This is a genomic window from Streptomyces prunicolor NBRC 13075 (genome assembly GCF_000367365.1).
Lineage (GTDB): Bacteria > Actinomycetota > Actinomycetes > Streptomycetales > Streptomycetaceae > Streptomyces > Streptomyces prunicolor.
In genome coordinates this window covers 56,438-79,419 of sequence record NZ_BARF01000029.1, presented here as the reverse complement: position 1 = coordinate 79,419, position 22,982 = coordinate 56,438, and the positions used below count along the sequence as shown (strand labels likewise).

At 69.7% G+C, this 22,982-nt stretch carries 20 protein-coding genes; 11 read left to right on the top strand and 9 right to left on the bottom strand.

The window, feature by feature from the left end; translation table 11 throughout:
• Window position 1: 1 nt before the first annotated feature.
• A complete protein-coding gene (gene galU / locus SPR02S_RS13315; RefSeq protein WP_026150493.1) occupies window positions 2-904 on the bottom strand; it encodes a UTP--glucose-1-phosphate uridylyltransferase GalU in 903 nt (300 codons plus the stop codon).
• A 132-nt stretch (window positions 905-1,036) separates the two neighbouring features.
• Between galU and SPR02S_RS13310 the strand changes: the two genes are divergently transcribed.
• On the top strand, window positions 1,037-1,618 hold the full coding sequence (locus tag SPR02S_RS13310; protein WP_078622882.1) for a 5-formyltetrahydrofolate cyclo-ligase: 582 nt from the start codon (window positions 1,037-1,039) through the stop codon (window positions 1,616-1,618).
• 67 nt (window positions 1,619-1,685) lie between these two features.
• On the opposite strand, the gene SPR02S_RS13305 is transcribed toward SPR02S_RS13310, so the two are convergent.
• Complete coding sequence (locus SPR02S_RS13305; protein ID WP_026150492.1) at window positions 1,686-4,436, bottom strand: penicillin acylase family protein; 2,751 nt, start codon at window positions 4,434-4,436, stop codon at window positions 1,686-1,688.
• A 194-nt stretch (window positions 4,437-4,630) separates the two neighbouring features.
• Between SPR02S_RS13305 and SPR02S_RS13300 the strand changes: the two genes are divergently transcribed.
• From SPR02S_RS13300 to mscL, 6 genes are all read left to right on the top strand, one after another.
• Window positions 4,631-6,211, top strand: a complete 1,581-nt coding sequence (locus SPR02S_RS13300; protein WP_019057460.1) for a potassium/proton antiporter — start codon at window positions 4,631-4,633, stop codon at window positions 6,209-6,211.
• A 277-nt stretch (window positions 6,212-6,488) separates the two neighbouring features.
• A complete protein-coding gene (locus tag SPR02S_RS13295) occupies window positions 6,489-7,763 on the top strand; it encodes an MFS transporter (RefSeq protein WP_026150491.1) in 1,275 nt (424 codons plus the stop codon).
• Between the two features lie 70 nt (window positions 7,764-7,833).
• Window positions 7,834-8,163, top strand: a complete 330-nt coding sequence (locus SPR02S_RS13290) for an FmdB family zinc ribbon protein (RefSeq protein WP_019057458.1) — start codon at window positions 7,834-7,836, stop codon at window positions 8,161-8,163.
• 98 nt (window positions 8,164-8,261) lie between these two features.
• Window positions 8,262-9,095 carry an S-methyl-5'-thioadenosine phosphorylase gene (locus SPR02S_RS13285; RefSeq protein WP_019057457.1) on the top strand — a complete coding sequence of 278 codons (834 nt, stop codon included), beginning with the start codon at window positions 8,262-8,264 and terminating at the stop codon, window positions 9,093-9,095.
• A 166-nt stretch (window positions 9,096-9,261) separates the two neighbouring features.
• The gene (locus SPR02S_RS13280; RefSeq protein WP_063746253.1) at window positions 9,262-9,834 is read left to right on the top strand and encodes a CpaB family protein; all 573 of its coding nucleotides are present in this window, start codon (window positions 9,262-9,264) and stop codon (window positions 9,832-9,834) included.
• Window positions 9,835-9,993: 159 nt separating this feature from the next.
• Complete coding sequence (gene mscL, locus SPR02S_RS13275) at window positions 9,994-10,455, top strand: large conductance mechanosensitive channel protein MscL (RefSeq protein ID WP_019057455.1); 462 nt, start codon at window positions 9,994-9,996, stop codon at window positions 10,453-10,455.
• A gap of 44 nt (window positions 10,456-10,499) precedes the next feature.
• Here mscL and SPR02S_RS63965 read toward each other — a convergent pair whose 3' ends face one another.
• Window positions 10,500-10,676 (bottom strand): hypothetical protein, encoded by a 177-nt coding sequence (locus SPR02S_RS63965; protein ID WP_019057454.1) that lies wholly within the window; start codon window positions 10,674-10,676, stop codon window positions 10,500-10,502.
• Window positions 10,677-10,725: 49 nt separating this feature from the next.
• Between SPR02S_RS63965 and SPR02S_RS13265 the strand changes: the two genes are divergently transcribed.
• The 4 genes from SPR02S_RS13265 to SPR02S_RS13250 all read left to right on the top strand — a co-directional run bounded on the left by SPR02S_RS13265 (window position 10,726) and on the right by SPR02S_RS13250 (window position 16,026).
• Window positions 10,726-11,955: a low temperature requirement protein A gene (locus SPR02S_RS13265; RefSeq protein ID WP_019057453.1), complete on the top strand. Its 1,230-nt coding sequence runs from the start codon at window positions 10,726-10,728 to the stop codon at window positions 11,953-11,955.
• 689 nt (window positions 11,956-12,644) lie between these two features.
• Window positions 12,645-13,673 carry a P1 family peptidase gene (locus SPR02S_RS13260; RefSeq protein ID WP_026150490.1) on the top strand — a complete coding sequence of 343 codons (1,029 nt, stop codon included), beginning with the start codon at window positions 12,645-12,647 and terminating at the stop codon, window positions 13,671-13,673.
• Between the two features lie 222 nt (window positions 13,674-13,895).
• Complete coding sequence (locus tag SPR02S_RS13255; RefSeq protein ID WP_019057451.1) at window positions 13,896-15,122, top strand: L,D-transpeptidase; 1,227 nt, start codon at window positions 13,896-13,898, stop codon at window positions 15,120-15,122.
• A gap of 157 nt (window positions 15,123-15,279) precedes the next feature.
• Complete coding sequence (locus SPR02S_RS13250; protein WP_019057450.1) at window positions 15,280-16,026, top strand: DUF6227 family protein; 747 nt, start codon at window positions 15,280-15,282, stop codon at window positions 16,024-16,026.
• 10 nt (window positions 16,027-16,036) lie between these two features.
• Here the strand turns inward: SPR02S_RS13250 and SPR02S_RS13245 are convergent, their stop codons facing one another.
• The 6 genes from SPR02S_RS13245 to SPR02S_RS13220 all read right to left on the bottom strand — a co-directional run bounded on the left by SPR02S_RS13245 (window position 16,037) and on the right by SPR02S_RS13220 (window position 21,840).
• On the bottom strand, window positions 16,037-16,291 hold the full coding sequence (locus SPR02S_RS13245) for a hypothetical protein (protein WP_019057449.1): 255 nt from the start codon (window positions 16,289-16,291) through the stop codon (window positions 16,037-16,039).
• 126 nt (window positions 16,292-16,417) lie between these two features.
• Complete coding sequence (locus tag SPR02S_RS13240) at window positions 16,418-18,499, bottom strand: PTS fructose transporter subunit IIABC (protein WP_019057448.1); 2,082 nt, start codon at window positions 18,497-18,499, stop codon at window positions 16,418-16,420.
• A 136-nt stretch (window positions 18,500-18,635) separates the two neighbouring features.
• On the bottom strand, window positions 18,636-19,583 hold the full coding sequence (pfkB, locus tag SPR02S_RS13235; RefSeq protein ID WP_019057447.1) for a 1-phosphofructokinase: 948 nt from the start codon (window positions 19,581-19,583) through the stop codon (window positions 18,636-18,638).
• The gene (locus SPR02S_RS13230) at window positions 19,580-20,341 is read right to left on the bottom strand and encodes a DeoR/GlpR family DNA-binding transcription regulator (RefSeq protein ID WP_019057446.1); all 762 of its coding nucleotides are present in this window, start codon (window positions 20,339-20,341) and stop codon (window positions 19,580-19,582) included. Before SPR02S_RS13230 ends, pfkB begins: the two co-directional genes overlap by 4 nt.
• A 192-nt stretch (window positions 20,342-20,533) precedes the next feature.
• Complete coding sequence (locus SPR02S_RS13225) at window positions 20,534-21,007, bottom strand: hypothetical protein (protein WP_019057445.1); 474 nt, start codon at window positions 21,005-21,007, stop codon at window positions 20,534-20,536.
• A gap of 101 nt (window positions 21,008-21,108) precedes the next feature.
• Window positions 21,109-21,840: a Crp/Fnr family transcriptional regulator gene (locus SPR02S_RS13220; RefSeq protein ID WP_019057444.1), complete on the bottom strand. Its 732-nt coding sequence runs from the start codon at window positions 21,838-21,840 to the stop codon at window positions 21,109-21,111.
• Window positions 21,841-22,982: the final 1,142 nt, after the last annotated feature.

Here is a 22,982-nt window from a genome sequence, read left to right as displayed (position 1 = left end):
GCTACATCTCCTCGGCTACGTAACTGCGAAGCCAGGCGCGGAAGTCCGGGCCCAGGTCTTCACGTTCGCACGCGAGTCTGACAATGGCACGCAGATAGTCGCCCCGGTCGCCGGTGTCATAGCGGCGGCCCTTGAAGACGACGCCGTGCACGGGGCCGCCGATCTTCTCGTCGGTGGCCAACTGCTGGAGGGCGTCGGTGAGTTGGATCTCGCCGCCGCGGCCGGGCTCGGTCTTGCGCAGTATGTCGAAGATGTGCGGGTCGAGGACGTAGCGGCCGATGATCGCGTAGTTCGACGGGGCGTCGGCCGCGTCCGGCTTCTCGACCAGGCCGGTCACCTTGACGACGTCGTCGTCCGCGGTGGCCTCGACGGCCGCGCATCCGTAGAGGTGGATCTGCTCGGGTGCGACCTCCATGAGCGCGATGACGCTGCCGCCGTGCTGCTCCTGGACCTCGACCATGCGCGCGAGGAGGGGGTCGCGGGGGTCGATGAGGTCATCCCCGAGGAGGACGGCGAAGGGCTCGTGGCCAACGTGCGGGGCCGCGCACAGGACGGCGTGACCGAGGCCCTTGGGATCGCCCTGGCGGACGTAGTGCATGGTGGCGAGGTCGCTGGACTCCTGGACCTTGGCCAGCCGACTCGCGTCGCCCTTCTTCTGGAGGGCGGATTCGAGCTCGTAGTTGCGGTCGAAGTGGTCCTCTAGGGGGCGCTTGTTGCGTCCGGTGATCATGAGGACGTCGTCGAGCCCAGCCGACGCGGCCTCTTCGACCACGTACTGGATCGCGGGCTTGTCCACGACCGGCAGCATCTCCTTAGGAGTTGCTTTGGTGGCCGGCAGGAACCTGGTGCCGAGACCGGCTGCGGGGATGACAGCCTTGCTGATCCTGGGGTGCGACTGAGTCATGCCCGAACCTTATCCGGTGCCTTTGTGGTGAATCTGTGGCTCCGGTTAAAACGCTCTCATATGAGCACATTAGGAAGGGTACGGGTGGGACCTGTGCGTCACCTAGGACATGAACCTGAGCCTGACAAGCGAATGTTGCGACGAGAGTTCGTCACGGTGAGGAACAGGTTGACGGCCGATGACGTACGAGAGGCCGCCGTCGCGCTCGCCCAGCGCGCCCTGGAACTGCCCGAGTTGGCGCACGCGCGCACGGTGGCGGCGTACGTCTCCGTAGGGAGCGAACCCGGAACGCCCGTACTCCTGGACGCACTCCGCGCGCGGGGCATCGACGTCCTGCTCCCCGTACTGCTCCCGGACAACGACCTGGACTGGGGTTACTACGACGGCGAAGGTTCGCTCGCGCGGGTCCGACACGGCGGAAAGATGGCCCTGTTGGAGCCCTCCGGCGAGCGGCTCGGCCCGGACGCCGTGAGCGGCGCCGACGTCGTTCTGCTGCCCGGTCTGGCGGTCGACGGGCGCGGGATGCGCCTGGGGCGCGGCGGGGGGTCGTACGACCGCGTGCTGGCGCGGCTGGAGCGGGCGGGTGTCCATCCCTCACTGGTGGTGCTGCTGTACGACTCCGAGGTCGTCGAGCACGTGCCTACGGAGGAGCACGACCGGCCGGTGCGGGCGGTGGTGACGCCTTCGGGTGTGCGGCGGTTCGCGGGGAACTGAAGGGCAACTGAAATGGCCCTCCACGCGTGCGTGGAGGGCCATTTCAGTTGTTCCGTCGTTCAACGATTCATGGTTTGAGCACCAGGGTGTCGCTCGTGCTGCCGTCGACCGCCTTGGACGAGAACGACCAGGGCAGCAGCTCACCGTTGACCCACTTGCTGGTCTGGTCGGTGTAGTGCGCGCTGTAGGCGTGCCCGGAGGCTCCGGTGAGGTTGATCCACTTGGACTTGTCGAAGTCGTCGAGGTTGACCACCATGCGCATCGACGGCACCCAGACGACTCCGTAGCCGCCGGCCGCGTTCCAGCCGGTCGCGTTGACCGTGGCCTCGCCGCCGCTGAGCTTCCAGGGGCCGCGGTTGAGGACGTACTGGACGATGCCGGGGCCGCTGGTGCCCAGGGTCTGGTTCTTCAGGAACAGGCGGTGCAGCCGGCCCCAGCTCCAGGTGTCGATGTCCTTGCCGAGCTTGGCGGTCAGTTCCCAGCGGGCGTCGATCATGGCGCGCTTGAACAGCTGGTTCATGTTGCTCGCCGACGGGCGGTTGCCCGACGCGGGGGTCTTCCACCAGTCGCTGTTCGGGTCGTCCATGAGCTTGCGGACGACCTCGAACCAGCGGTCGCCGCCGTCCGGTTGGGCCTCGTCGGCGTCACGCTCGCCGCACTCGCGCACCTTCTGGTTGTCCTCGTCGGCGGGACCGGTGGTGTCGACCGGCGCGACGTACAGACACTGCCCCTCGACCCGCAGCTCCTTGGGCAGCTTGTTGCCGAAGGCGAGCTTGAGGATGTTGCGCCAGACCGAGTTGAAGTAGGCGGCCGCCGCCGAGTCCGCGTCCTGGGTGTAGTCCCAGCCCTCCAGGAGCTTCTGCGCCTCGCGCACGTCCGGGTCGGGCTCGTCGATCTTCAGCAGCTTGGGCACGAGCAGCTTGGCGATCTCACTGCTGTCGTCGAGCTGCATCTGCCGCATGTCGTCGGTGGAGATCTTGCCGCCGCCGTCGATCTTCGACTGGATCAGATCGGTGATGCGCTGACTGCGGGTGCCGTAGCCCCAGTCCGTGGTGAGCGTGTACGGGTACTTGTCCTTGTCGATCACGGCCTGGTTGGCGGTGACGATGTAGCCGCGCTTCGGGTTGTACTCGTACGGCAGCGCGGCCTGCGGGATGTAGCCGGTCCAGTCGTACTTGGAGTCCCAGCCGGGCACGGGCAGCGAGCCGTCGCCCTTGCCGCGGATCGGGATCCGGCCGGGCAGGGTGTAGCCGATGTTGTTCTTGGTGTCGGCGTAGACGAGGTTCTGCGAGGGCACGTCGAACTTGGCGGAGGCCGTGCGGAACTCGCTCCAGTCGGACGCCTTGTCGATGGCGAAGACGGCGTCCATGGTGGTGCCCGGGTCCTCGGCGGTCCAGCGCAGGGAGATCCCGTAGCCGTCGCCTCTGTCGGGTGCCGCGGTGTCGACGGCGGCCTTCTTGCCGACCTTCACCAGTTCGTCGTTGCGGTCCGAGAGCAGCGGTCCGTTGTCGGTCGACCGGACGACGATCTTCTTGGACGCGCCGCCGGCGACCTTGATGGTCTCCGTGCGGGTCGTGAAGGGCTTCGTGGTGCCGTCGACCAGGTAGCCGTCACCGGAGAGCTTCTCCAGGTAGAGGTCGGTGACGTCGACCCCGGAGTTGGTCATCCCCCAGGCGATGTCCTGGTTGTGGCCGATGACGACGCCGGGCATGCCCGCGAAGGTGTAGCCGCTGACGTCGTACTGGCACTTGCTGGAGATCGCGCGGCAGTGCAGGCCCATCTGGTACCAGACGGACGGCAGCGACGCCTCCAGGTGTGGATCGTTGGCCAGGAGGGGCTTGCCGGTGATGGTGTTCTTCCCGGCGACGACCCAGGAGTTGGAGCCGATGCCCTGACCGTTCACGCCGACGGCCGTCGGGAGGTCGTCCAGGACGTTCGAGAGGCCCGCCAGCTGGCTCGTGAGGGCCGAACCGGACGAGGACGACGTCGAGCCCGTCGTACCGCTCGTGGACGTGCTGGAGGAGCTGTCACCGCCGTCGAAGGTCTTGGTGTACTCGTCGTACTCGCCCTCGGTGACGATCGCCTGGTTGCGGCTGTACGGGTAGTCCGGGTACAGGTCCGCGATCTGCTGGGGGCCGAGGCGACTGGTCATCAGGGCGCGGTCGATCTCGTCCTTCATGTTGCCGCGCAGGTCCCAGGCCATCGCCTTGAGCCACGCGACCGAGTCGACCGGGGTCCACTTCTGGGGCTTGTAGTCGTTCTTGAAGCCGAGGGCCGCGTACTCCAGGGAGATGTCCTTGCCATCCTTGCCCTGGAGGTAGGCGTTGACTCCCTTGGCGTACGCCTGGAGGTACTTCTTCGTGGAGGCCGACAGTTTGGTGTCGTACTCCTTCTGAGCCACCCGGTCCCAGCCCAGGGTGCGCAGGAACTCGTCGTCCTTGACCTGGTCCTTGCCGAACATCTCGGACAGTCGCCCGGCGGTCATGTGCCGGCGCACGTCCATCTCGTAGAACCGGTCCTGCGCCTGGACGTAGCCCTGCGCCATGAACAGGTCCGCGTCGGAGGACGCGTAGATCTGCGGGATGCCGTAGCTGTCACGCTTGACGTCGACGGGCCCCGACAGGCCCTCGAGCGTGATCGAGCCCGTGGTCTGCGGAAGGGAGGCACGGACCGTACTGACGGACCAGTACGCGCCGTAGGCGATGCCACCGATGATGGCCATTACCAGAACAAGCACCAGTAGACGGGCTTTGCGCCCCTTTTTCCTGCCGGACTTGCCGGGCTTATGACCCGATGAGGCGGTGGTGTTGGGGGGCATCGCTGTCCTTGCTGTCCTAACGCGAGCGGCAGGGCGGGCTGTGCTTTTGACTGAGCGCTGGAGCAACCATAGGCGCAGGGTCCCGAGCGACTTGACGCGGAGTCGGGTACCGACGCGGACGGGCGTTCGATCTTGCCTCGCGAAGTGTCAAGAAAGCGTCAAGAGTTAGGTAAGGTAACGAAGTACTTGGATGCATGGCGCCGCAGCCTCGCGTCCCCTGTACATGTGCTGCCGCCCTGTACGCGCGTCAGCCGAGGAAGGGAAGGCCACTGACTGTCCACCACCTCGACCAGCTGCTGCTCGTCTGCTCGCTCGTCCTGCTCGTCGCCGTCGCGGCGGTCCGGATCTCCTCGCGCAGCGGGCTCCCCAGCCTGCTCGTGTACCTGGGGATCGGCGTCGCCATGGGCCAGGACGGCGTCGGCGACATCCACTTCGACAACGCCGAGCTGACCCAGGTCATCGGGTACGCGGCCCTGGTCGTGATCCTGGCCGAGGGCGGCCTCGGCACGAAGTGGAAGGAGGTCAGGCCGGTCCTGTCCTCCGCCGCCACGCTGGCGCTGGCGGGAGTGGCGGTGAGCGTCGGCGTCACAGCCGCGGGCGCGCACTATCTGGTCGGCCTGGAGTGGCGGCAGGCGCTCATCATCGGCGCGGTGGTGTCCTCGACGGACGCGGCGGCGGTCTTCTCCGTGCTGCGCAGAATCCCCCTCCCCGCGCGCGTGACGGGCACCTTGGAGGCCGAGTCCGGCTTCAACGACGCTCCGGTGGTCATCCTGGTCGTCGCCTTCTCCACGGCGGGCCCCGTCGAGCACTGGTACATGCTGGTGGCCGAGATAGCCCTGGAGCTGGCCATCGGCGCGGCCATCGGCCTCGCGGTGGGCTGGCTCGGCTCCTGGGGGATGCGGCACGTGGCGCTGCCCGCCTCCGGCCTCTACCCGATCGCCGTCATGGCGATCGCGCTCACCGCGTACGCCACGGGCGCCCTGGCGCACGGCAGCGGCTTCCTGGCGGTCTATCTCGCGTCGATGGTGCTCGGCAACGCCAAGCTGCCCCACTGGCCCGCCACACGCGGTTTCGCCGACGGGCTCGGCTGGATCGCCCAGATCGGCATGTTCGTCCTGCTCGGCCTGCTGGTCACCCCGCACGAGCTGGGGGACGACGTCTGGCCCGCGCTCCTCATCGGCCTGGTGCTGACGATGGTGGCCCGGCCGCTCAGCGTGGTGGTGAGCCTCACGCCGTTCCGGGTGCCGTGGCAGGAGCAGACCCTCATGTCCTGGGCCGGACTGCGCGGCGCCGTGCCCATCATCCTGGCGACGATCCCCATGGTGAACGGCGTCGAAGGCAGCCGCCGCATCTTCAACATCGTCTTCGTCCTGGTCGTCGTCTACACCCTCGTCCAGGGGCCGACGCTGCCCTGGCTGGCCCGCAAGCTGAAGCTGGGCGAGGGGGCGGAGGCCGCCGACCTCGGCATCGAATCGGCGCCCCTGGAGCGACTGCGCGGGCATCTGCTGTCCGTCGCGATCCCCGGGGAGTCGAAGATGCACGGCGTCGAGGTCAACGAGCTCAGGCTGCCGGCCGGAGCCGCGGTCACCCTCGTCGTACGCGACGGAAAATCGTTTGTTCCGCTGCCTTCCACGGTCCTGCGGCGCAGTGACGAACTCCTCGTGGTCGCCACGGACCCCGTCCGGGACGCGGCCGAGCAGCGGCTGCGCGCGGTGGGCCACGGCGGCAAGCTGGCGGGGTGGCTGGGCACGGACGGCGCGAGCGCCAGTCGTTAAGGGCATGTTTCGTACGGTTCACACGTTCACCAATCGCAGGTGAACGCGCGCGTGGTGCCCGTTTTCACAGGCTCACCGGGTCTGATCACCTGTACGATGAAGGCACATTCTGATCGAACCAACTCTGCCTGACGCAGTGCTGGCGCGACCGTATGGCGGCCGAATCCCTCTCCGCGTGGGCACCGGTATCTACCGCAGTTCCGCGCAAGAGGACAGCTCTCGGCGCCGCCCGGTTAAAACAGGGGTCGCGCTACCAGGTGGCAGAAAGGCACGGGCCGTGGCATCCACGGTCTCCTCCCGCCCGGGATCACGTCCTGGATACGGGCAGTTGCTGCGCACGCGTGGCGCCTGGACGTTCCTGCTCCCCGGCTTCGCGGCACGCCAGCCGTTCGCGATGCTCACCATCTCCATCGTGCTGCTGGTGCAGCACACCACCGGCTCCTACGGCGCGGCGGGCGCCGCGGCGGCCGCCACCGGCGTCTCCATGGCCCTGTTCGCGCCCTACAGCGGGCGCCTGGCCGACCGTTACGGACAGCGGACCGTGCTGCTCCCCGGTGTCCTGGTGCACACCCTGTCGGGCCTCACGTTCACGGCCCTCGCGCTCGGCCACGCGCCCCTGTGGGCGCTGTTCGTGGCGGCCGTGCCGACCGGCGCCTCGGTGCCGCAGATCGGGCCCATGGTGCGCGCCCGCTGGGGCGTGAAGCTCCAGGACTCGCCCCTCATGACGACCGCCGCGGCCTTCGAGTCCGTCACCGACGAACTGACCTTCGTCTTCGGCCCGCTGCTCGCGACCGCCCTGTGCACCGTCGTGAACCCGGCCGCGGGTCTGATCACGGAGGCCGCGCTCACCCTCGTCGGCGGTCTGCTGTTCGCCGCCCAGAAGGGCACCCAGCCCAAGGTGGCCGTCGTCGGGCACGCACGCGTGGAGCACGTTTCCGCGCTGAGCATCCCCGGGGTGCGCGTACTGATCGTGACCTTCCTGGGCATCGGTTCCGTCTTCGGCGGGATGCAGGTCTCCCTGGCCGCCTTCAGCGAGTCGATCGGCGAACCCGGCCTGAACGGCGTCCTGTACGGCACGTTCGCCGCCGGCAACATGCTCTCCGGGATCGTCTGCGGTGCCGTCGCCTGGAAGGTCGCCCCGCAGCGCCGTCTCCTCGTCGGCTACGCGGCCCTCGCGCTGACCGCGTCCGCCCTGTGGACCGCCCACTCGGTGCTGCTGCTGGCCGCCCTCGGCCTCCTGGTCGGCATGTGCATCGCGCCCGCGCTGATCACCGGCTACACCCTGGTCGAGGGTCTCGTCCCGGCCGGCGCCCGCACCGAGGCCTTCACCTGGCTGACCGGCGCGGTCGCCCTCGGCCAGGCAGCAGCCGTCACGGTCGCCGGACAGCTGGAGGACCGCCTGTGGGGCGGCGTCGGATTCCTGGTCCCGATGGCCGGCACGGTGCTCGCCCTGGGGACCCTGGTGGCCCTGCGGTCACGCCTCGCGACCCGACCCCGCAGCCGCACCGTGGCACGTGGCGTCGGTCACCGCGTGCCGGTGGCAGTGGACTGATCCCCGGGAATAGGTCACTATGGACGCTCGTTAGCACTCATTGAGTGAGAGTGCCAGGAGGAAGACAACAGTGCCGACCTACCAGTATCAGTGCACCGAGTGCGGCGAGGGCCTCGAGGCGGTGCAGAAGTTCACCGACGACGCCCTGACCGAGTGCCCCAACTGCGGTGGCCGCCTGAAGAAGGTGTACTCCGCGGTCGGCATTGTCTTCAAGGGCTCCGGTTTCTACCGGAACGACAGCCGCGGCTCCTCGTCGAGCAGCTCGCCGGCCACCGCGAAGCCGTCGACGTCCTCGGACTCGAAGCCGTCCACCCCGTCGACCACTTCGTCGTCCTCGGACGCGAAGTCGAAGTCGTCGAGCTCGGGCTCCTCGTCCGGCAGTAACAGCTCCGCCGCGTAGGACTTTTCCGCGGGACCCTGTCGTCGTACGACGACAGGGTCTTCGGCGTTTTCAGAGCCTCTTCCTACGCCTTTTCGACGGCGGCTAGGGTGCTGGCCATGGCGAACGCAGAGATCGGCGTAATCGGTGGCTCCGGGTTCTACTCGTTCCTCGACGACGTGACCGAGATCCAAGTGGACACCCCCTACGGACCGCCCAGCGACTCCCTGTTCCTCGGCGAGATCGCCGGCCGGCGGGTCGCGTTCCTGCCCCGGCACGGACGCGGCCACCATCTGCCGCCGCACCGCATCGACTACCGGGCCAACCTCTGGGCGTTGCGCTCCGTCGGGGTGCGCCAGGTCCTCGGCCCGTGCGCGGTGGGCGGGCTGCGCCCCGAGTACGGGCCGGGCACGCTGCTGGTGCCGGACCAGCTGGTGGACCGCACGAAGTCCCGGACGGGCACGTACTTCGACGGACTCCCGCTGCCCGACGGCACCGTGCCGAACGTGGTGCACGTCTCCCTGGCCGACCCCTACTGCCCCACCGGCCGGACGACCGCGCTGAAGGCGGCGCGGGGGCGGGACTGGGAACCGGTGGACGGCGGCACGCTCGTGGTGATCGAAGGGCCGCGCTTCTCGACCCGCGCCGAGTCATTGTGGCACCAGGCACAGGGCTGGTCGGTGGTCGGCATGACCGGCCACCCCGAGGCGGCACTCGCCCGTGAACTGGAGCTCTGCTACTCCTCGTTGACCCTGGTCACCGACCTCGACGCGGGCGCCGAGACCGGCGAGGGCGTCTCCCACGACGAGGTGCTGCGGGTGTTCGCGGCCAACGTGGACCGGCTGCGGGGCGTGCTGTTCGACACGGTGGCCGCGCTGCCGGAGAGCGGGGCGCGGGACTGCCTGTGCGCGAACGCGCTGGGCGGGATGGATCCGGGCTTCGAGCTGCCGTAGGCCTCGTGCGGGAGGGGGCGCCGAGGGCTTCCGCGAGGCGGAACTTCCCGTTCGGGTGAGGGAGTTGTCCACAACCGGCGGGTAACACACGGGCTCCGGCAGGCCTCGGCGGATTGCCGCATCGTGGGACCGCAAGCCGATCCCTCGTCGCAGGTGGTGGTCCCCCATGTCCCTCTCCCCTCCGTCCTTTCCCGGCCCGTTGGGTACGGATTCCTTTCCGCGCCCGTTGGGCACCGACGCTCCGCCCACGTGCGAGGTGCCGCACTTCGCGCCGGTGCGGGTGCGCGGCGGTCGCCACCAACTGCGCCGGCTGCTACGGCACCGGAGGCGGGCCGTGGCCGCGGGGCTGGCGCTGACCGCGGCCGCGCTCGTAGCGGCGGGACCACGTGACGCCGCGGAGGCGCGGCACAGCGAGCGGCCTCGCGGGCGCCCGGTGGCCGATCCGGTACGGCAGCGCCGGGCGGTGGAGTGGGTGTCGGCGCCGGTGCGGATCGCGGACGCCGGTACGGTCCGGCTGCTGCGGGCCGGCGACCGGGTCGATGTGATCGCCGCCGAGGAGTCGACGCCGGGCGGTGACGCCCAGGTGGTCGCGCGCGGGGCGCGGGTGACGAAGGTGCCCGAGCCGCTCGAAGTGCCGGACGGTGGCGGGGCGTTGGTGGTGCTGTCGGTGGAGCGCTCCACGGCGGCGCGGCTGGCCGGCGCGAGCGCCACGGCACGGCTGGCGGTGACACTGTGGTGAACCGTGCGCTCCGTACCGTGATCCGGGCCTTCCGTCGCCTGTGCGAATTCGTGTCAAGTCCCTCGTTGGAGTTACTGAATTGGACAGGGCGGCCGGGCCTTGACGTAGGTTGCGGAGCTGTTGGTTCCACACCTTGCACGTGCGAGAAGAGGCTCCGAGTTGAGCGAGAAGAAGAAGGAATCGGGCGTCTGGCAGGGCTTCAAGGCCTTCCTGATGCGCGGGAACGTCGTCGATCTGGCAGTCGCGGTCGTCATCGGCGCCGCCTTCACGAACATCGTCAACTCGGTGGTGAAGGGGATCATCAACCCGCTCGTCGGGGCGATCGGCACACAGAACCTGGACACCTACAGCTCGTGTCTGAGCAGCAGTTGCTCGGGCGACAAGGGCATCCAGCTGATGTGGGGCTCCGTCCTGGGAGCCGCCCTCAGCTTCGTGATCACCGCGGCGGTCGTCTACTTCCTGATGGTCCTGCCGATGTCGAAGTACCTGGCCCGCGCGGAGGCCCAGCGCAAGGCCAAGGAAGGCACGCAGGAGGTCATCGAGATCACCGAGCTGGAGGTGCTCAAGGAGATCCGCGACGCGCTCGTCGCACAGCGCGGCGAGGGACACCGGGAGCCGTAGCCGAGGGTTCAGCCGCGGCCGACGGCTCGGGCGTGGCCGAGGGCTCAGATGTGGTGGGGCGGCTTCTCGTCGAGGAAGCGCTTCAGGTCGGCCGCGCTGTCGCCCTCGGGCCGCTCGCCCCACCCGCGGTCCGTGTCGTCCGAGGACGGTCGGCTCAGCGGGTCGTCGAAGACCAGCGCGGGCTTCGGATCGCGCGGCTCGGGGGCGGTGGGAGTACTCATGCCTCCAGGGTACGGCGCCCGGCGGGCGTCATCTGCTGTGCTTGGCCCCATGACGTCCGAGACTCACAGCCCCCCGCGCCCCCTACGGCCCCTGCGCCCGCTCACCGCCCGAGGCCGGGACGAGCCGCACCGGGTCGCCTCGCCGCTGGAGCTGTTCTTCGACCTGTGTTTCGTCGTGGCCATCGCGCAGGCGGGCCTCCAGCTGGCGCACGCCGTCGCGGAGGGGCACACGGGCGAGGGCGTACTGAACTACGCGATGCAGTTCTTCTCGATCTGGTGGGCCTGGATGAACTTCTCCTGGTTCGCCTCGGCCTACGACAACGACGACGTGCTGTACCGGGTCGTGACGCTGGTGCAGATCGCCGGCGTCCTGGTCCTCGCGGCCGGGGTCTCACGGGCCTTCGACCAGCACGACTACGTGGTCGTCTGGCTCGGCTACCTGATCATGCGACTGGCGATGGCCGCGCAGTGGCTGCGGGCGGCGAAGGACGCCGCGGGCCCGGAGCGGACGATGGCATTGCGGTACGCGGGCGGCGTGCTGCTCTGCATGGTCGGCTGGACCGGCCTGGTGGTCCTGCCGGAACCGGCCCGAGTCTGGGTGTTCCTCGTGATGGTGATCGCCGAGCTGTGCGTGCCGCGCTACGCGGAGAAGGACTTCCCTACGCCGTGGCATCCGCACCACATCTCGGAACGGTACGGGCTGTTCACGATCATCGTGCTGGGCGAGACGATGGCGGCGGCGACGGTCGCCGTGAAGTCGGCGGTGGACGAGCACGACGCGCTGGGCGAGCTGTTGCCCATCGCTGCGGGCGGACTGCTGATCGTGTTCGCCGCCTGGTGGATCTACTTCGTGGTGCCGATCCACGGCCATCTTCGCTCCAACAAGCAGGCGTTCCTGTGGGGCTACGGCCACTACCTGATCTTCGCGTCGGCGGCCACGATCGGCGCGGGCCTGGAGGTGGCGGTCACGCAGGCGGTCGGCAAGGCGCACATCTCCACGCTGGCCGCGTCCGCCGCCGTGACCCTGCCGACGGCGCTGTACCTGCTCAGCGTCTGGGCCCTCCACGCCCGCCACTACAAGGTGGGCATCGCCCAGCAACTAGTGCTGCCGGTGGCCGCGTTGCTGGTGATCTGCTGCACGTTCCTGGGCCGCTGGGCGGTGCTCGCGGCGGGCCTGGTGTCGGCACTGACGGTGGCGGTCGGGGTGACACTGACCGCGCGGGCGGCGGCCGGCGGGTCCGGGGGAAGCGGGGCTGGAGTGGAGGCGGCGGGGGAGTGACTGCGGCTGGGGCGGCGAGGTGCAGTGGGCCGGCCCCGGCTGGGGCAACGGAGTGCGGTGAACTGGCTGGGTGCGGTGGGCCGGCCGGGACTGGGTCGGCCGGGTGCGGTGGGCGGACCGGTAGGGCAACGGCAACGCGCGCTGGCAGGAAGATCGCCACAGCGACGGCAACAGGCGACGGACCGACCGCCGCTGCGACCGCCGCTGCGACAGCCACGCGCGCTGGGCCGACTGCCGGCGGGTCAGCCAGGTGCACTGGACCTGCCGCCACCGGATCAGGCACGTGTGCTGGACCACCTAGCCCGGGATCAGCCACGCGCACCGGCCCAACTGCCCCCGGATCAGCGGCGCGTGCGGGACCCACTGCCACCGGAGCAGCCATGTGCACTGAACCGCCTACCCCCGGATCAGGCACGCGGGCCCGCCCAACTGCCCCCGAAGCAGCGGCGCGTGCTGAGCCGACCGCCCCCGAATCCGCAGCGCGTGCTGAGGCGACCGCCCCCGGATCCGCCACCCAAACCGACCCGACCCACCCCACCACCACCGAAACAAGCGCCGAAACAACTGCCGACACCCAGCCGACCCCCATCGAAACAGCTGGCCAAGCCAGGCCGAACGTCCCCGGATCAGCGGTGCGCACCGTGCCGGGCGTCGCCGGATCAGGGGCTCGCTGGGCAAGACTGAGCTCCATGACAGTAGACGCGTTGACGGATGTTGCCGGGGTGCGGGTGGGCCATGCGACGCGGGCGGGGGACGGTTGGCTCACCGGTACCACCGTCGTGCTCGCGCCGGAGGGCGGGGCGGTGGCCGCCGTGGATGTGCGCGGTGGTGGACCCGGTACTAAGGAGACCGACGCGCTCGACCCGCGCAACCTGGTGCAGCGGGTGGACGCGATCGTGCTGACCGGCGGCAGCGCGTACGGGCTCGACGCCGCGTCCGGGGTGATGGCCTGGCTGGAGGAGCAGGGGCGCGGGGTACGGGTGGGCGTGGATCCGGCGCACGTCGTGCCGGTGGTGCCCGCGGCCTGTGTCTTCGACCTGGGGCGGGGCGGAGACTTCAAGGCCAGGCCGGACGCGGCCACCGGGCGGGCCGCGGTCGAGGCCGCCGCGATCAGCGGGCCCGGGGTGCGGGTGCGCGAGGGGTGTGTGGGCGCGGGTACGGGGGCGGTGGTCGGGGCCTTGAAGGGCGGGGTCGGGACCGCGAGCATCGTGCTGGAGTCAGGGATCACGGTGGCGGCCCTGGTGGTGGCCAACGCGGCGGGGTCGGCGACGGACCCCGAAACGGGCGTGCTGTTCGGGGAGTTGTTCCAGGGGCGGGTGGAGTATCCCGAGCCGCACGTTCACGAGGCAGCCCAACTGCGCCTCACCGAGGCCGCCGAGAAGAACGCGCCGCCCCCGCTGAACACCACGCTCGCGGTGGTCGCCACGGACGCCGAACTCACCAAGGCGCAGGCCCAGAAGCTGGCGGGCACGGCGCACGACGGCATCGCGCGAGCCGTACGACCGGTACACCTCCTGAACGACGGTGACACGGTGTTCACGCTCGCCACCGGAACCCGCCCGCTCGACGCCGAGAACCCCCTCGCCCTCAACGAGATCCTCGCGGCCGGCGCGGAGGTCGTAACCCGCGCGATCGTCCGCGCGGTACGCGCCGCCGAGCCGGTGGACGGGCCGGGCGGAACGTGGCCGTCGTACGAGGAGTTGTACGGGAGACGGTAGGCATCCTGCAGCGACGGGCACCCCGGGCTCGTCCCGTTCCCTGCTCCGACCTTGCCACCTCTGGAGGATGGGATCGAACGCCGCCCCCGCATATGTCCCGGTTCTGTCACCGGACGGCGTTCATGGAGAACGCCGGGAACCCGCACGGGGGTGCGAACCCTCTTTGTCCACGCATCGCAGCGGATCACGCATCACATACATCACACGAACCTGGAGCAGCCCGTGACAACGCCGGACATAGCAGCGCGGCGCGTACTGGGGGCCATCGCCGCCCTGGTGGTCGGCACCCTCACCCTCAGCGCGTGCGGTGGCAACGCCAGCGCGGACGCCAACACCGACAACAAGGGCGGCAGCAACACGACCGCCAAGACGTCCACCGCGAAGATCACCATCTCCGCCAAGGACGGCGCGACGAACGCGTCCATCAACTCCACCGGCGTGAAGGTCAGCGACGGCACGTTGACCGACGTGAAGATGACGGTCTCCGGGTCGGGGGAGGCCGTGGACGGTGCGATATCCGCCGACGGCGGGAGCTGGAAGCCGAAGGAGCAGTTGGAGCGCGGGACCAAGTACCAGATATCGGCCACCGCGAAGGACGACAACAGCAAGACCGCCGCCGCCAACTCCATCTTCACGACCGTCACTTCGAGCAACAGCTTCATCGGGACGTACACCCCGGACAACGGGACGACAGTCGGTGTCGGGATGCCGGTGTCGTTCAACTTCGACAAGGTGATCAGCGACAAGAAGGCCGTGCAGTCGCACATCACGGTGACGTCCAGCAGCGGACAGCAGGTCGTGGGGCACTGGTTCGGGACGCAGCGGCTCGACTTCCGGCCGCAGGAGTACTGGAAGGCCGGCTCCAAGGTCACGATGAAGATCGACCTGGACGGCGTGCAGGGCGCGAGCGGCGTCTACGGCGTGCAGAAGAAGACGGTCACCTTCACCATCGGGCGCTCGCAGGTGTCCACCGTCGACGTCAACACACAGACGATGATGGTCGTACGGGACGGACAGACCTACAAGTCGCTCCCGATCTCCTCGGGCAGCCCGGAACACACCACGTACAACGGGCAGATGGTGATCTCCGAGAAGTTCACGCAGACGCGGATGAACAGCCAGACGGTCGGTCTGGGCGGGGAGTACGACATCCCGGACGTCCCGCACGCGATGCGCCTGACCACGTCGGGGACGTTCATCCACGGCAACTACTGGTACAACAAGTCCAATCCGCCCTTCGGGCAGACGGGCACCAGCCACGGGTGCGTCGGACTCGCGGACGTACAGGGCGCGCAGGGTGCGACGAACGCCAAGTGGTTCTACGACAATTCACTCATCGGGGACGTCGTGATCGTGAAGAACTCCCCCGACAAGACGGTCGCCCCGGACAACGGGCTCAACGGCTGGAACCTCGGGTGGAGCGAGTGGACCGCCGGAAGTGCCGCCTGACCGGCGGGTTTTGACGGAACTTCGGGCCGCGCGGGAACATCTCGCGCGGCCCGCGCGTTTTCCGGGCATACGTTTTCTCGGTTCACAGACATGATGTCCGACCGAGGGGCTACGGTATGCACCCACAAGGTGACATGCAGCAACGCCGGGAGAAGCCTTGAGCGTTCCGTACGACACGGCAGCGTACGAACAACCCGAGTCGCCCGAGTCTCCGGAGGAGCATCTCGCGCGACTCCTCGGCCGTGCCCTGAACTCCTTCGAGCTGCCGGACGAGACCATAAGGCGTCTCGACTGCGCGCTGGCGCACGACAGTTCGCTGCACTCCGCGCACCACAGCGCGGGCCTGCACCGGGAGACGTACCGGCACACATGGCTGCTCGCGGACGGCTCGGCGCTCACTCTCTGGGAGCTCATCCACAACACCGTGCTGGGCCGCGACACCCAGCACGAGGTGTACGTCGACGAGGAAGAGCTGCGCACCGCGACCGTGCGCCTGCCGCTGCCGCCGGACACCCCGGACTTCGAACTGCCGGTGCTGGTGCAGCTGTCGCCGATCCCGGAGCCCCGGCACACGTATGTGGCGGACGACTCCGCGGACCACGCACGCAGGTTATTGCGCCGCGCGGAGAACACGGACCGCCCGGACCCGGAGACGGCAGCGCTGCTGGAGTCGGCGTTCGCGCACCAGATCACGCAGGCCTTCGGCCGCCCGTTCCGAGCGGGCCGTGCCGCGCTGTGCTTCTCGCTCTACGAGCACGCGTTCCTGCTGTGCGACGGCGCGGAGATCTCCCTGTGGGAGGTCGAGCACACGGCGACGCCTGACGGGCGGCACATGTGCGAGGTGTACGTCAGCGAGGACGCGGCCCGCGACGCGATGGAACGGCGAGCCGCGCAGGTCTTCTGACCGGGAAGGCTCAACGCCCGTCGCTGAGCTGGCGTACCAGACCCGCGAAGGCGTCGTGCTCCGCCGGGGTCAGTTCGACGGACTCGCGGTGGGGGGCGGTGTCCCGCTGGTTCGGGAGGCCGTGGAGCGGGTGGGCCGGGTGCCATGCGGTGGGCTCGGCGAGGGAGCGGCGCAGGACACGCGTCAGGCCGAACACCCAGACGACACTCGCCAGGGCGAGGACGGCCACACCGGTCAGCTGGAGGATCGAGACGTGCTCAGGCATGCGTTCCAGTAGACACCACGGTCCGGGACCGTGGTCCCGGACCGTGACGTATCTCGCAGTTGCCGTGAACACCTCACGGCGGCCCAAAAGAGGCCAGACATCGGCCAGACAGAGGCCGGAAAGCGGCTAGGCCGCGACCGGATGCTTCGGCTCCGCCGCCGGGGCGGCTATGTCCTCCGGCGCTCCGGGGGCCGTACCGCCGACGGACTGCTTGCGCATGCCCTTCAGTACGACGACCAGGGCCGCCGTGACGCACATGCCGACCGCGATGGCGATCAGGTAGAAGAACGCGTGGCCGATCAGCGGGACCACGAAGATGCCGCCGTGCGGGGCGCGCAGGGTCGCGCCGAAGGCCATCGACAGGGAACCGGTGATCGCGCCGCCCACCATCGAGGACGGGATGACCCGCAGTGGGTCGGCCGCCGCGAACGGGATCGCGCCCTCGGAGATGAAGGAGGCGCCCAGGACCCAGGCGGCCTTGCCGTTCTCGCGCTCGGTCTCGGTGAAGAGCTTGCCGCGCACGGTGGTCGCCAGGGCCATCGCCAGCGGCGGGACCATGCCGGCCGCCATGACCGCGGCCATGATCTTCATCGCCGAGTCACTGGGGTTCGAGACCGCGATGCCCGCCGTGGCGAAGGTGTACGCGACCTTGTTCACCGGGCCGCCGAGGTCGAAGCACATCATCAGGCCGAGCAGGGCGCCCAGCAGGATGGCGTTCGAGCCGCTGAGGCCGTTCAGCCAGTCGGTCATGCCCTTCTGCGCCGAGGCGATCGGCTTCCCGATGACCACGAACATCAGGAACCCGACGATCGCCGTGGAGATCAGTGGGATCACCACCACCGGCATGATCCCGCGGACCGCCTTGGGGATCTTCACCTTCTGGATCGCCAGCACCACACCACCGGCGATCAGACCAGCGGCCAGACCGCCGAGGAAACCGGCGTTGATGGTGGAGGCGATCATGCCGCCGACGAAGCCGGGCACCAGACCGGGCCGGTCCGCCATGCCGTAGGCGATGTAGCCGGCCAGCACCGGGACCAGGAAGCCGAAGGCGACGCCGCCGATCTGGAACATCAGCGCGGCCCAGCTGTCGGTCTGCGTCCACACGAAGTGCTGCATGACCGAGGGCGCCGACTTGATCTCGTAGCCGCCGATCGCGAAGCCGAGGGCGATCAGCAGACCGCCCGCCGCGACGAATGGGACCATGTAACTGACGCCGGACATCAGCCACTTGCGCAGCATCGAGCCGTAGCCCTCGCCCGCCTCGCCGCCGCGCTCGACCGGGGTCGGCGCGGATCCGCCGGTGACCTCGCCGCGCTCCGCCTTGCCGCGGACCTCGGTGATCAGCTCGGCGGGGCGGTTGATGCCCGCCTTCACGCCGACGTCGACGGTGGGCTTGCCTGCGAAGCGGTCCTTCTCCCGTACGGGCACGTCGTGGGCGAAGATCACGGCGTCCGCCGCCGCGATCACCGCCGGGTCGAGCCGGGTGAAACCGGCCGAGCCCTGCGGCTCCACGACGAGTTCGACACCGGCGTCGCGGCCCGCGTTCTCCAGCGCCTCGGCCGCCATGTAGGTGTGCGCGATACCGGTGGGGCAGGAGGTAACGGCGACGATACGGAACGGCTGCGCGTCGGCGCCCGTGTCGGCACCGGCGCCCTTGTCAGCCGTAGAGCTGTCCGGCGTGGAACCGTCTGCCGCTGAACTGCCCGTCGCGGCGCCGGCGGAGGCCGCCACCGGCGTCGCGACGGAGTCTGTGCCGCCCTCGGGTTCGTCGCCGCGGATCAGGGCCGCCGCGCTCTCCGCGTCGCCCACCGCGCGCAGCGCGGAAGTGAACTCGGCGTTCATGAGCTGACGGGCGAGCGCGGAGAGGATCGTCAGGTGGGCGTCGTCGGCCCCGGCGGGCGCGGCGATCAGGAAGATCAGGTCGGCGGGGCCGTCCGGGGCGCCGAAGTCGACGCCCTCGGCGCTGCGGCCGAAGGCGAGCGACGGCTCGGTGACGTACTCGCTGCGGCAGTGCGGGATGCCGATGCCGCCGTCCAGGCCGGTCGGCATCTGCGCCTCGCGGGCGGCCACGTCGGCGAGGAAGCCCTCCAGGTCGGTGACCCGGCCCTGGGCGACCATGCGCTCGGCGAGGGCACGTGCCGCCGCCTCTTTGGTATCGGCGGACAGGTCGAGGTCGACCAGGTCCGCGGTGATCATCTCGCTCATCGCGGGCTCCTTCGCACGCGTATCGCCCGGGGACTGCCGTGGGCGGGGGTGGGGACGGGGGTACTACGGGACTGCCGGAAGGGGGCGGCGGTTAACGGGGAGCGGGGGCGGGCGGTCGTAGAGACCATGAGCGGGCTCATGTCACCGGCTCCGTCAGGACGCGGTCCACCGGGACGTCCGCCGTGACCGTCACCGCGGCCGGGTCCAGGTCGGCCGGGGTGGGCATCACACTGCCGGGGAGCTGGACGGCGGCGGCGCCGTGGGCGACCGCCGAGGCCAGGGCTTCGGGGCCGTGGCCGCCGGCGATCAGGAAGCCGGCCAGCGAGGAGTCCCCCGCGCCGACATTGCTGCGTACGACGTCGACGCGCGCGCTGCCGAACCAGGCACCGGAGCCGTCCACGAGCAGCTGCCCGTCCGCGCCGAGGCTGGCGAGGACCGCACCGGCGCCCAACTCCCGTAGTTCTTCCGCCGCCTTGACCGCGTCGCCCACGGTGGCGAGCGGGCGGGAGACGGCCTCCGCGAGTTCCTCGGCGTTGGGCTTCACCACGTCCGGGCGTTCGCGCAGGGCCTCGATGAGCGCGGGGCCGGAGGTGTCCAGGGCGATACGGACGCCGGCGGCGTGCGCGCGGGCCACCAACTCGGCGTACCAGGACGGCGCGAGGCCGCGCGGGAGGCTGCCGCAGCAGGCGATCCAGTCGGCGTCACGGGACTGCCGGCGGACCGTCTCCAGGAGCAACTCCTGTTCGGCGGCGGTCAGTTCGGGGCCGGGGGCGTTGATCTTCGTGAGGACGCCGTCCGCCTCGGCGAGGGCGATGTTCGAGCGGGTGGCCCCGGCGACCGGGACCGGCGCGACCTCGATGCCCTGCGCGTCGAGCAGGTCCGCGACCAGCGCGCCCGGTGCTCCGCCAAGAGGCAGGACGGCGACCGTACGGCGGCCCGCGGCGGCGACCGCGCGGGAGACGTTGACGCCCTTGCCGCCCGGGTCCATGCGCTCGCCGGTGGCCCGTATGACCTCGCCGCGATCCAGCGAGGGGACCTCGTAGGTGCGGTCGAGGGAGGGGTTCGGGGTGACGGTGAGGATCATGCGCGCACTACTTCCATGCCGCCGCGCTCCATGGCGGTGGCGTCTTCTGGGCTCAGCCCGCTGTCGGTGATCAGGAGGTCCACGTCGCTCAGGGCGCCGAAGCGGGCGAAGTGCTCCTGGCCGTGCTTGGCGGAGTCGGCGAGCAGCACCACGCGGCGGGCGGCGCCGACCGCGGCGCGCTTGACCGCGGCCTCGGCGAGGTCGGGGGTGGTCAGCCCGTGCCCGGCGGAGAAGCCGTTGGCCGCCACGAACACGACGTCCGCGCGGATCTCGCTGTACGCCCGCAGCGCCCAGGCGTCGACGGCCGCGCGCGTACGGTGCCGCACGCGCCCTCCGACGAGGTGGAGCTGCATGCCCGGGTGGTCCGCGAGGCGGGCCGCGATGGGCAGCGAGTGAGTGACGACGGTGAGCTCGGCCTCCAGCGGGATGATGCCCGCGAGGCGGGCGATCGTCGTACCGGCGTCGAGGATCACCGTGCCCTGCATCGGCAGCTCGGCGAGGGCCGCCTTGGCGATGCGGTCCTTCTCGTCGGCCGCCGTCGACTCGCGCTCGGCGAGATCCGGCTCGAAGTCCAGCCGCCCGGCGGGTATGGCACCGCCGTGCACCCGGCGGACGAGTCCCGCGCGGTCGAGGGCCTTCAGATCCCGGCGGATCGTCTCCGCCGTGACCTGGAACTCCTCGGCCAGCGAGATCACGTCCACCCGGCCGCCGTCACGGGCCAGCCGGAGGATCTCCTGCTGCCGCTCCGGTGCGTACATGTCTGTTCGCCTCCGACCTGTGCCCGAACTTGTGGTTTCGCTCGGAGGCTACGCCCGGATTTCCGGAAAGTAAACAGGTTCGGGCATTAGGTGGACATGAACGGGCAGAGCGATCTTTATAGCGCCCTTCATTGGGGGTGCTCTGCGGTGTGAGGTGTGAGGTAGAAGGTAGGAGGTGCATGCGGTGTGCGGTCAGCTGTGGCGCAGGTCCTTGATCCGTTGCTCGGCCGCGAGGATGGCGTGCGCCAGTTCGTCGCGGGCGGCCTCCTGGCGCATCGCCTGTTCGAGCCGGGTGCGGTGCTCCGGGAGGCCGACGCGTGCGGCCGGGCCCTGCGCGGGCAGGGCGGTGGCGACGTAACCCCGCACGCTCTCGACGACCCTCGTCAGCTCGAACCGGACGCCTTCGGTGTGGTCGGCTATGCCCGCGAGCATGTTGCCGATCGTGGCGATGTCCTTGAAGTCCTCGGCGGCACAGGGCTTCTGGGCGAGGCCGCACTGCGCCGCGTAGAGGTCGGCGAGCCACGCGGAGGGCTTGTCGTACTCGGTGTTCGTCTCGTCCTTGCGGCGCATCCTCCGCGTCCAGGCGAAGACCTGCCTGTGGTGCCGGTACATCAAGGCCCCGAGAAGGGCAGAGGCGGCGGGCACCAGGAAGGTGCTGGTCATCATGCGGTGATCCGTTCGGGGATGGAGCGCGAGCGGGGAGGGGAACGGTGCGGCGGGGCGGGGGTCCGGCGGGGCGGGGCGGGGGTCCGGCAGGCCTGGCGGTGTCAGTTCCCGGTGTCGAGGTGACGCAACGCGTCGACGTCGTGCACGACGAACTGGCGGTACCGCGCTTCGATGACCCCGGAGTAGCGCAGGGTCCGGAGCGCGTTCTCCGTGGTGGATACGGCGAGTTGGAGGGCGGCCGCGATGTCCTTCTGGCCCGGGCCGGTGATGGTGGTGGAGCCCGTCCGGGGGTCGGGGGTGCCCGCGGTGTCGGCGAGATGCGCGAGGAGTCTGCTGGTGCGCTCCAGGGGCGACCGGGTGGTGAGGGTGTAGACGAGTTCGTCGCTGCGGTTGCGGTCCTCAAGGCTGCGCAGCAGTGCGAGCTCGACCTCGGTCCTGCGGCTCAGCAGGACGTTGAAACGGCGCGCGCTGCAGGGGATGACCACGGTCCTGGTCAGGCACCGGGTACGGACGGCGGAGTCGGAGGCGATGAGCTTCGCCTCGCCGACCAGTTGGCCGCCACCCCGAAACCGGGTGACGGTGGGGGCGCCGGCCCAGTCGCCGAGCGGGAAGCGGTCCTGTCGTACGACGCCGTCCCAGATCATGTACACGTTCCGGTCGTCCCGCCCCAGCGGCAGGTGCTCGTCCTGGGCGAAGCTGCGGCCGCGCAGATCGCCCTCCAGCAGAAAGCGCCAGTCCTCGGCCGACAGGCGCCGCAGGAAGCTCCCCTCGGGCTTTTTCTCGTGGCCCAGGAGAAGGTCGGTCGGCCGGTTGGCGGCAGCGATCGAGGGCACGCTCACTCCCCCGTGCCGACGGCCGTGATGGCGCGTGTATCGGCGTACACGCCCTGAGGCGTACGAAGGTGACGGTGTGTCACGGGCAGGGGGCCGCGGCGGTCGCGGCACGACGGCGGGAATACGCCGTCGTCGTGGACGGTACGCATCGAGTCCGATCCTCGTGGTGTCTACGCGTGGGAGCCCCGCTGGTCAGCGAGGTTCCGGGTGGTGGGTCCGGAACATTCCGGGAGGTGCGGCACCGCCCGGCTGGTGTGGGCCCGGCGGGTGGAAGCGGTGGGAAACAGTGACGCGGGATAGACGGTACCCCTCGCCAGGAGTGAAGAGCCAGTCGTGTTTTCGAGGACGCCCGCGAAGAATGTGGATCTTGCCCGGAACCCCTGACCGTGGGGCTTTATTACAGAAGATCACGGGTAATTCGAGAGGGAAATCAATTGCCCTCCGCCCAATTACCGATCGCGCCCACCTCGGTTATCCGCACCCTTCTCAGGGGCAGGACAGGGCCCTTCTCAGATGGCCGACATATGACACCCACGCAAACCGACGGCAAAAACAGGAGGCCCCGGGGCACCACCCCCAGGACCTCCCGAAATGGTCCGGACCCACCAAGGATCAGACCGGTGCCCAGTAAACACCACGGATGCCGTTTGGGTCACTCCCCGTCTGCCAACATCGAGCCCACCGGCGGTGGATAACCGGGCGAAAACCCCTCCCGCGGGGATTGTCACCGACAGCACACCTCCCCGCACACGCCGTCGGAACACCCCGACCGGCCGCGCTTTTTGCCCCTTTTTTCCGCACGAGAGCAAGGCACTCCCGCCCCGCGCGAGGACATGACAGCGTTATCAAATGATTGCCCTCGATCAAGAGTAAACAGTTTCGGCCACCCCGAACCCGTCCGGCCGACAGCCCCGCCGCACAGAAGCGCGCCCGGCAAAACATGTGGAGCGCACCGCTCCGACCCGCTCGACTAACCGGCCGCCTCCGCAGCAATTTCTTTTCGCGAGGCAATCCGGGCCGACGGAAAATGCGGTGAGCCAGGGCTACAGGTGGAATACTGAACGGAAATCAGCGGTTCGCCGCCGCACATTGTAAAGGTCGACAAACGAATAAGGCCACTACTCCCGGCTCCGCGCCGACAC

Bases quoted from the DNA above. Each gene is read 5' to 3' on its own strand.
- galU (WP_026150493.1), bottom strand. From the start codon at position 904: ATGACTCAGTCGCACCCCAGGATCAGCAAGGCTGTCATCCCCGCAGCC.
- SPR02S_RS13310 (WP_078622882.1), top strand. From the start codon at position 1,037: ATGTTGCGACGAGAGTTCGTCACGGTGAGGAACAGGTTGACGGCCGAT.
- SPR02S_RS13305 (WP_026150492.1), bottom strand. From the start codon at position 4,436: ATGCCCCCCAACACCACCGCCTCATCGGGTCATAAGCCCGGCAAGTCC.
- SPR02S_RS13300 (WP_019057460.1), top strand. From the start codon at position 4,631: ATGGCGCCGCAGCCTCGCGTCCCCTGTACATGTGCTGCCGCCCTGTAC.
- SPR02S_RS13285 (WP_019057457.1), top strand. From the start codon at position 8,262: ATGGCGAACGCAGAGATCGGCGTAATCGGTGGCTCCGGGTTCTACTCG.
- SPR02S_RS13280 (WP_063746253.1), top strand. From the start codon at position 9,262: ATGTCCCTCTCCCCTCCGTCCTTTCCCGGCCCGTTGGGTACGGATTCC.
- SPR02S_RS63965 (WP_019057454.1), bottom strand. From the start codon at position 10,676: ATGAGTACTCCCACCGCCCCCGAGCCGCGCGATCCGAAGCCCGCGCTG.
- SPR02S_RS13265 (WP_019057453.1), top strand. From the start codon at position 10,726: ATGACGTCCGAGACTCACAGCCCCCCGCGCCCCCTACGGCCCCTGCGC.
- SPR02S_RS13260 (WP_026150490.1), top strand. From the start codon at position 12,645: ATGACAGTAGACGCGTTGACGGATGTTGCCGGGGTGCGGGTGGGCCAT.
- SPR02S_RS13245 (WP_019057449.1), bottom strand. From the start codon at position 16,291: ATGCCTGAGCACGTCTCGATCCTCCAGCTGACCGGTGTGGCCGTCCTC.
- SPR02S_RS13240 (WP_019057448.1), bottom strand. From the start codon at position 18,499: ATGAGCGAGATGATCACCGCGGACCTGGTCGACCTCGACCTGTCCGCC.
- pfkB (WP_019057447.1), bottom strand. From the start codon at position 19,583: ATGATCCTCACCGTCACCCCGAACCCCTCCCTCGACCGCACCTACGAG.
- SPR02S_RS13230 (WP_019057446.1), bottom strand. From the start codon at position 20,341: ATGTACGCACCGGAGCGGCAGCAGGAGATCCTCCGGCTGGCCCGTGAC.
- SPR02S_RS13225 (WP_019057445.1), bottom strand. From the start codon at position 21,007: ATGATGACCAGCACCTTCCTGGTGCCCGCCGCCTCTGCCCTTCTCGGG.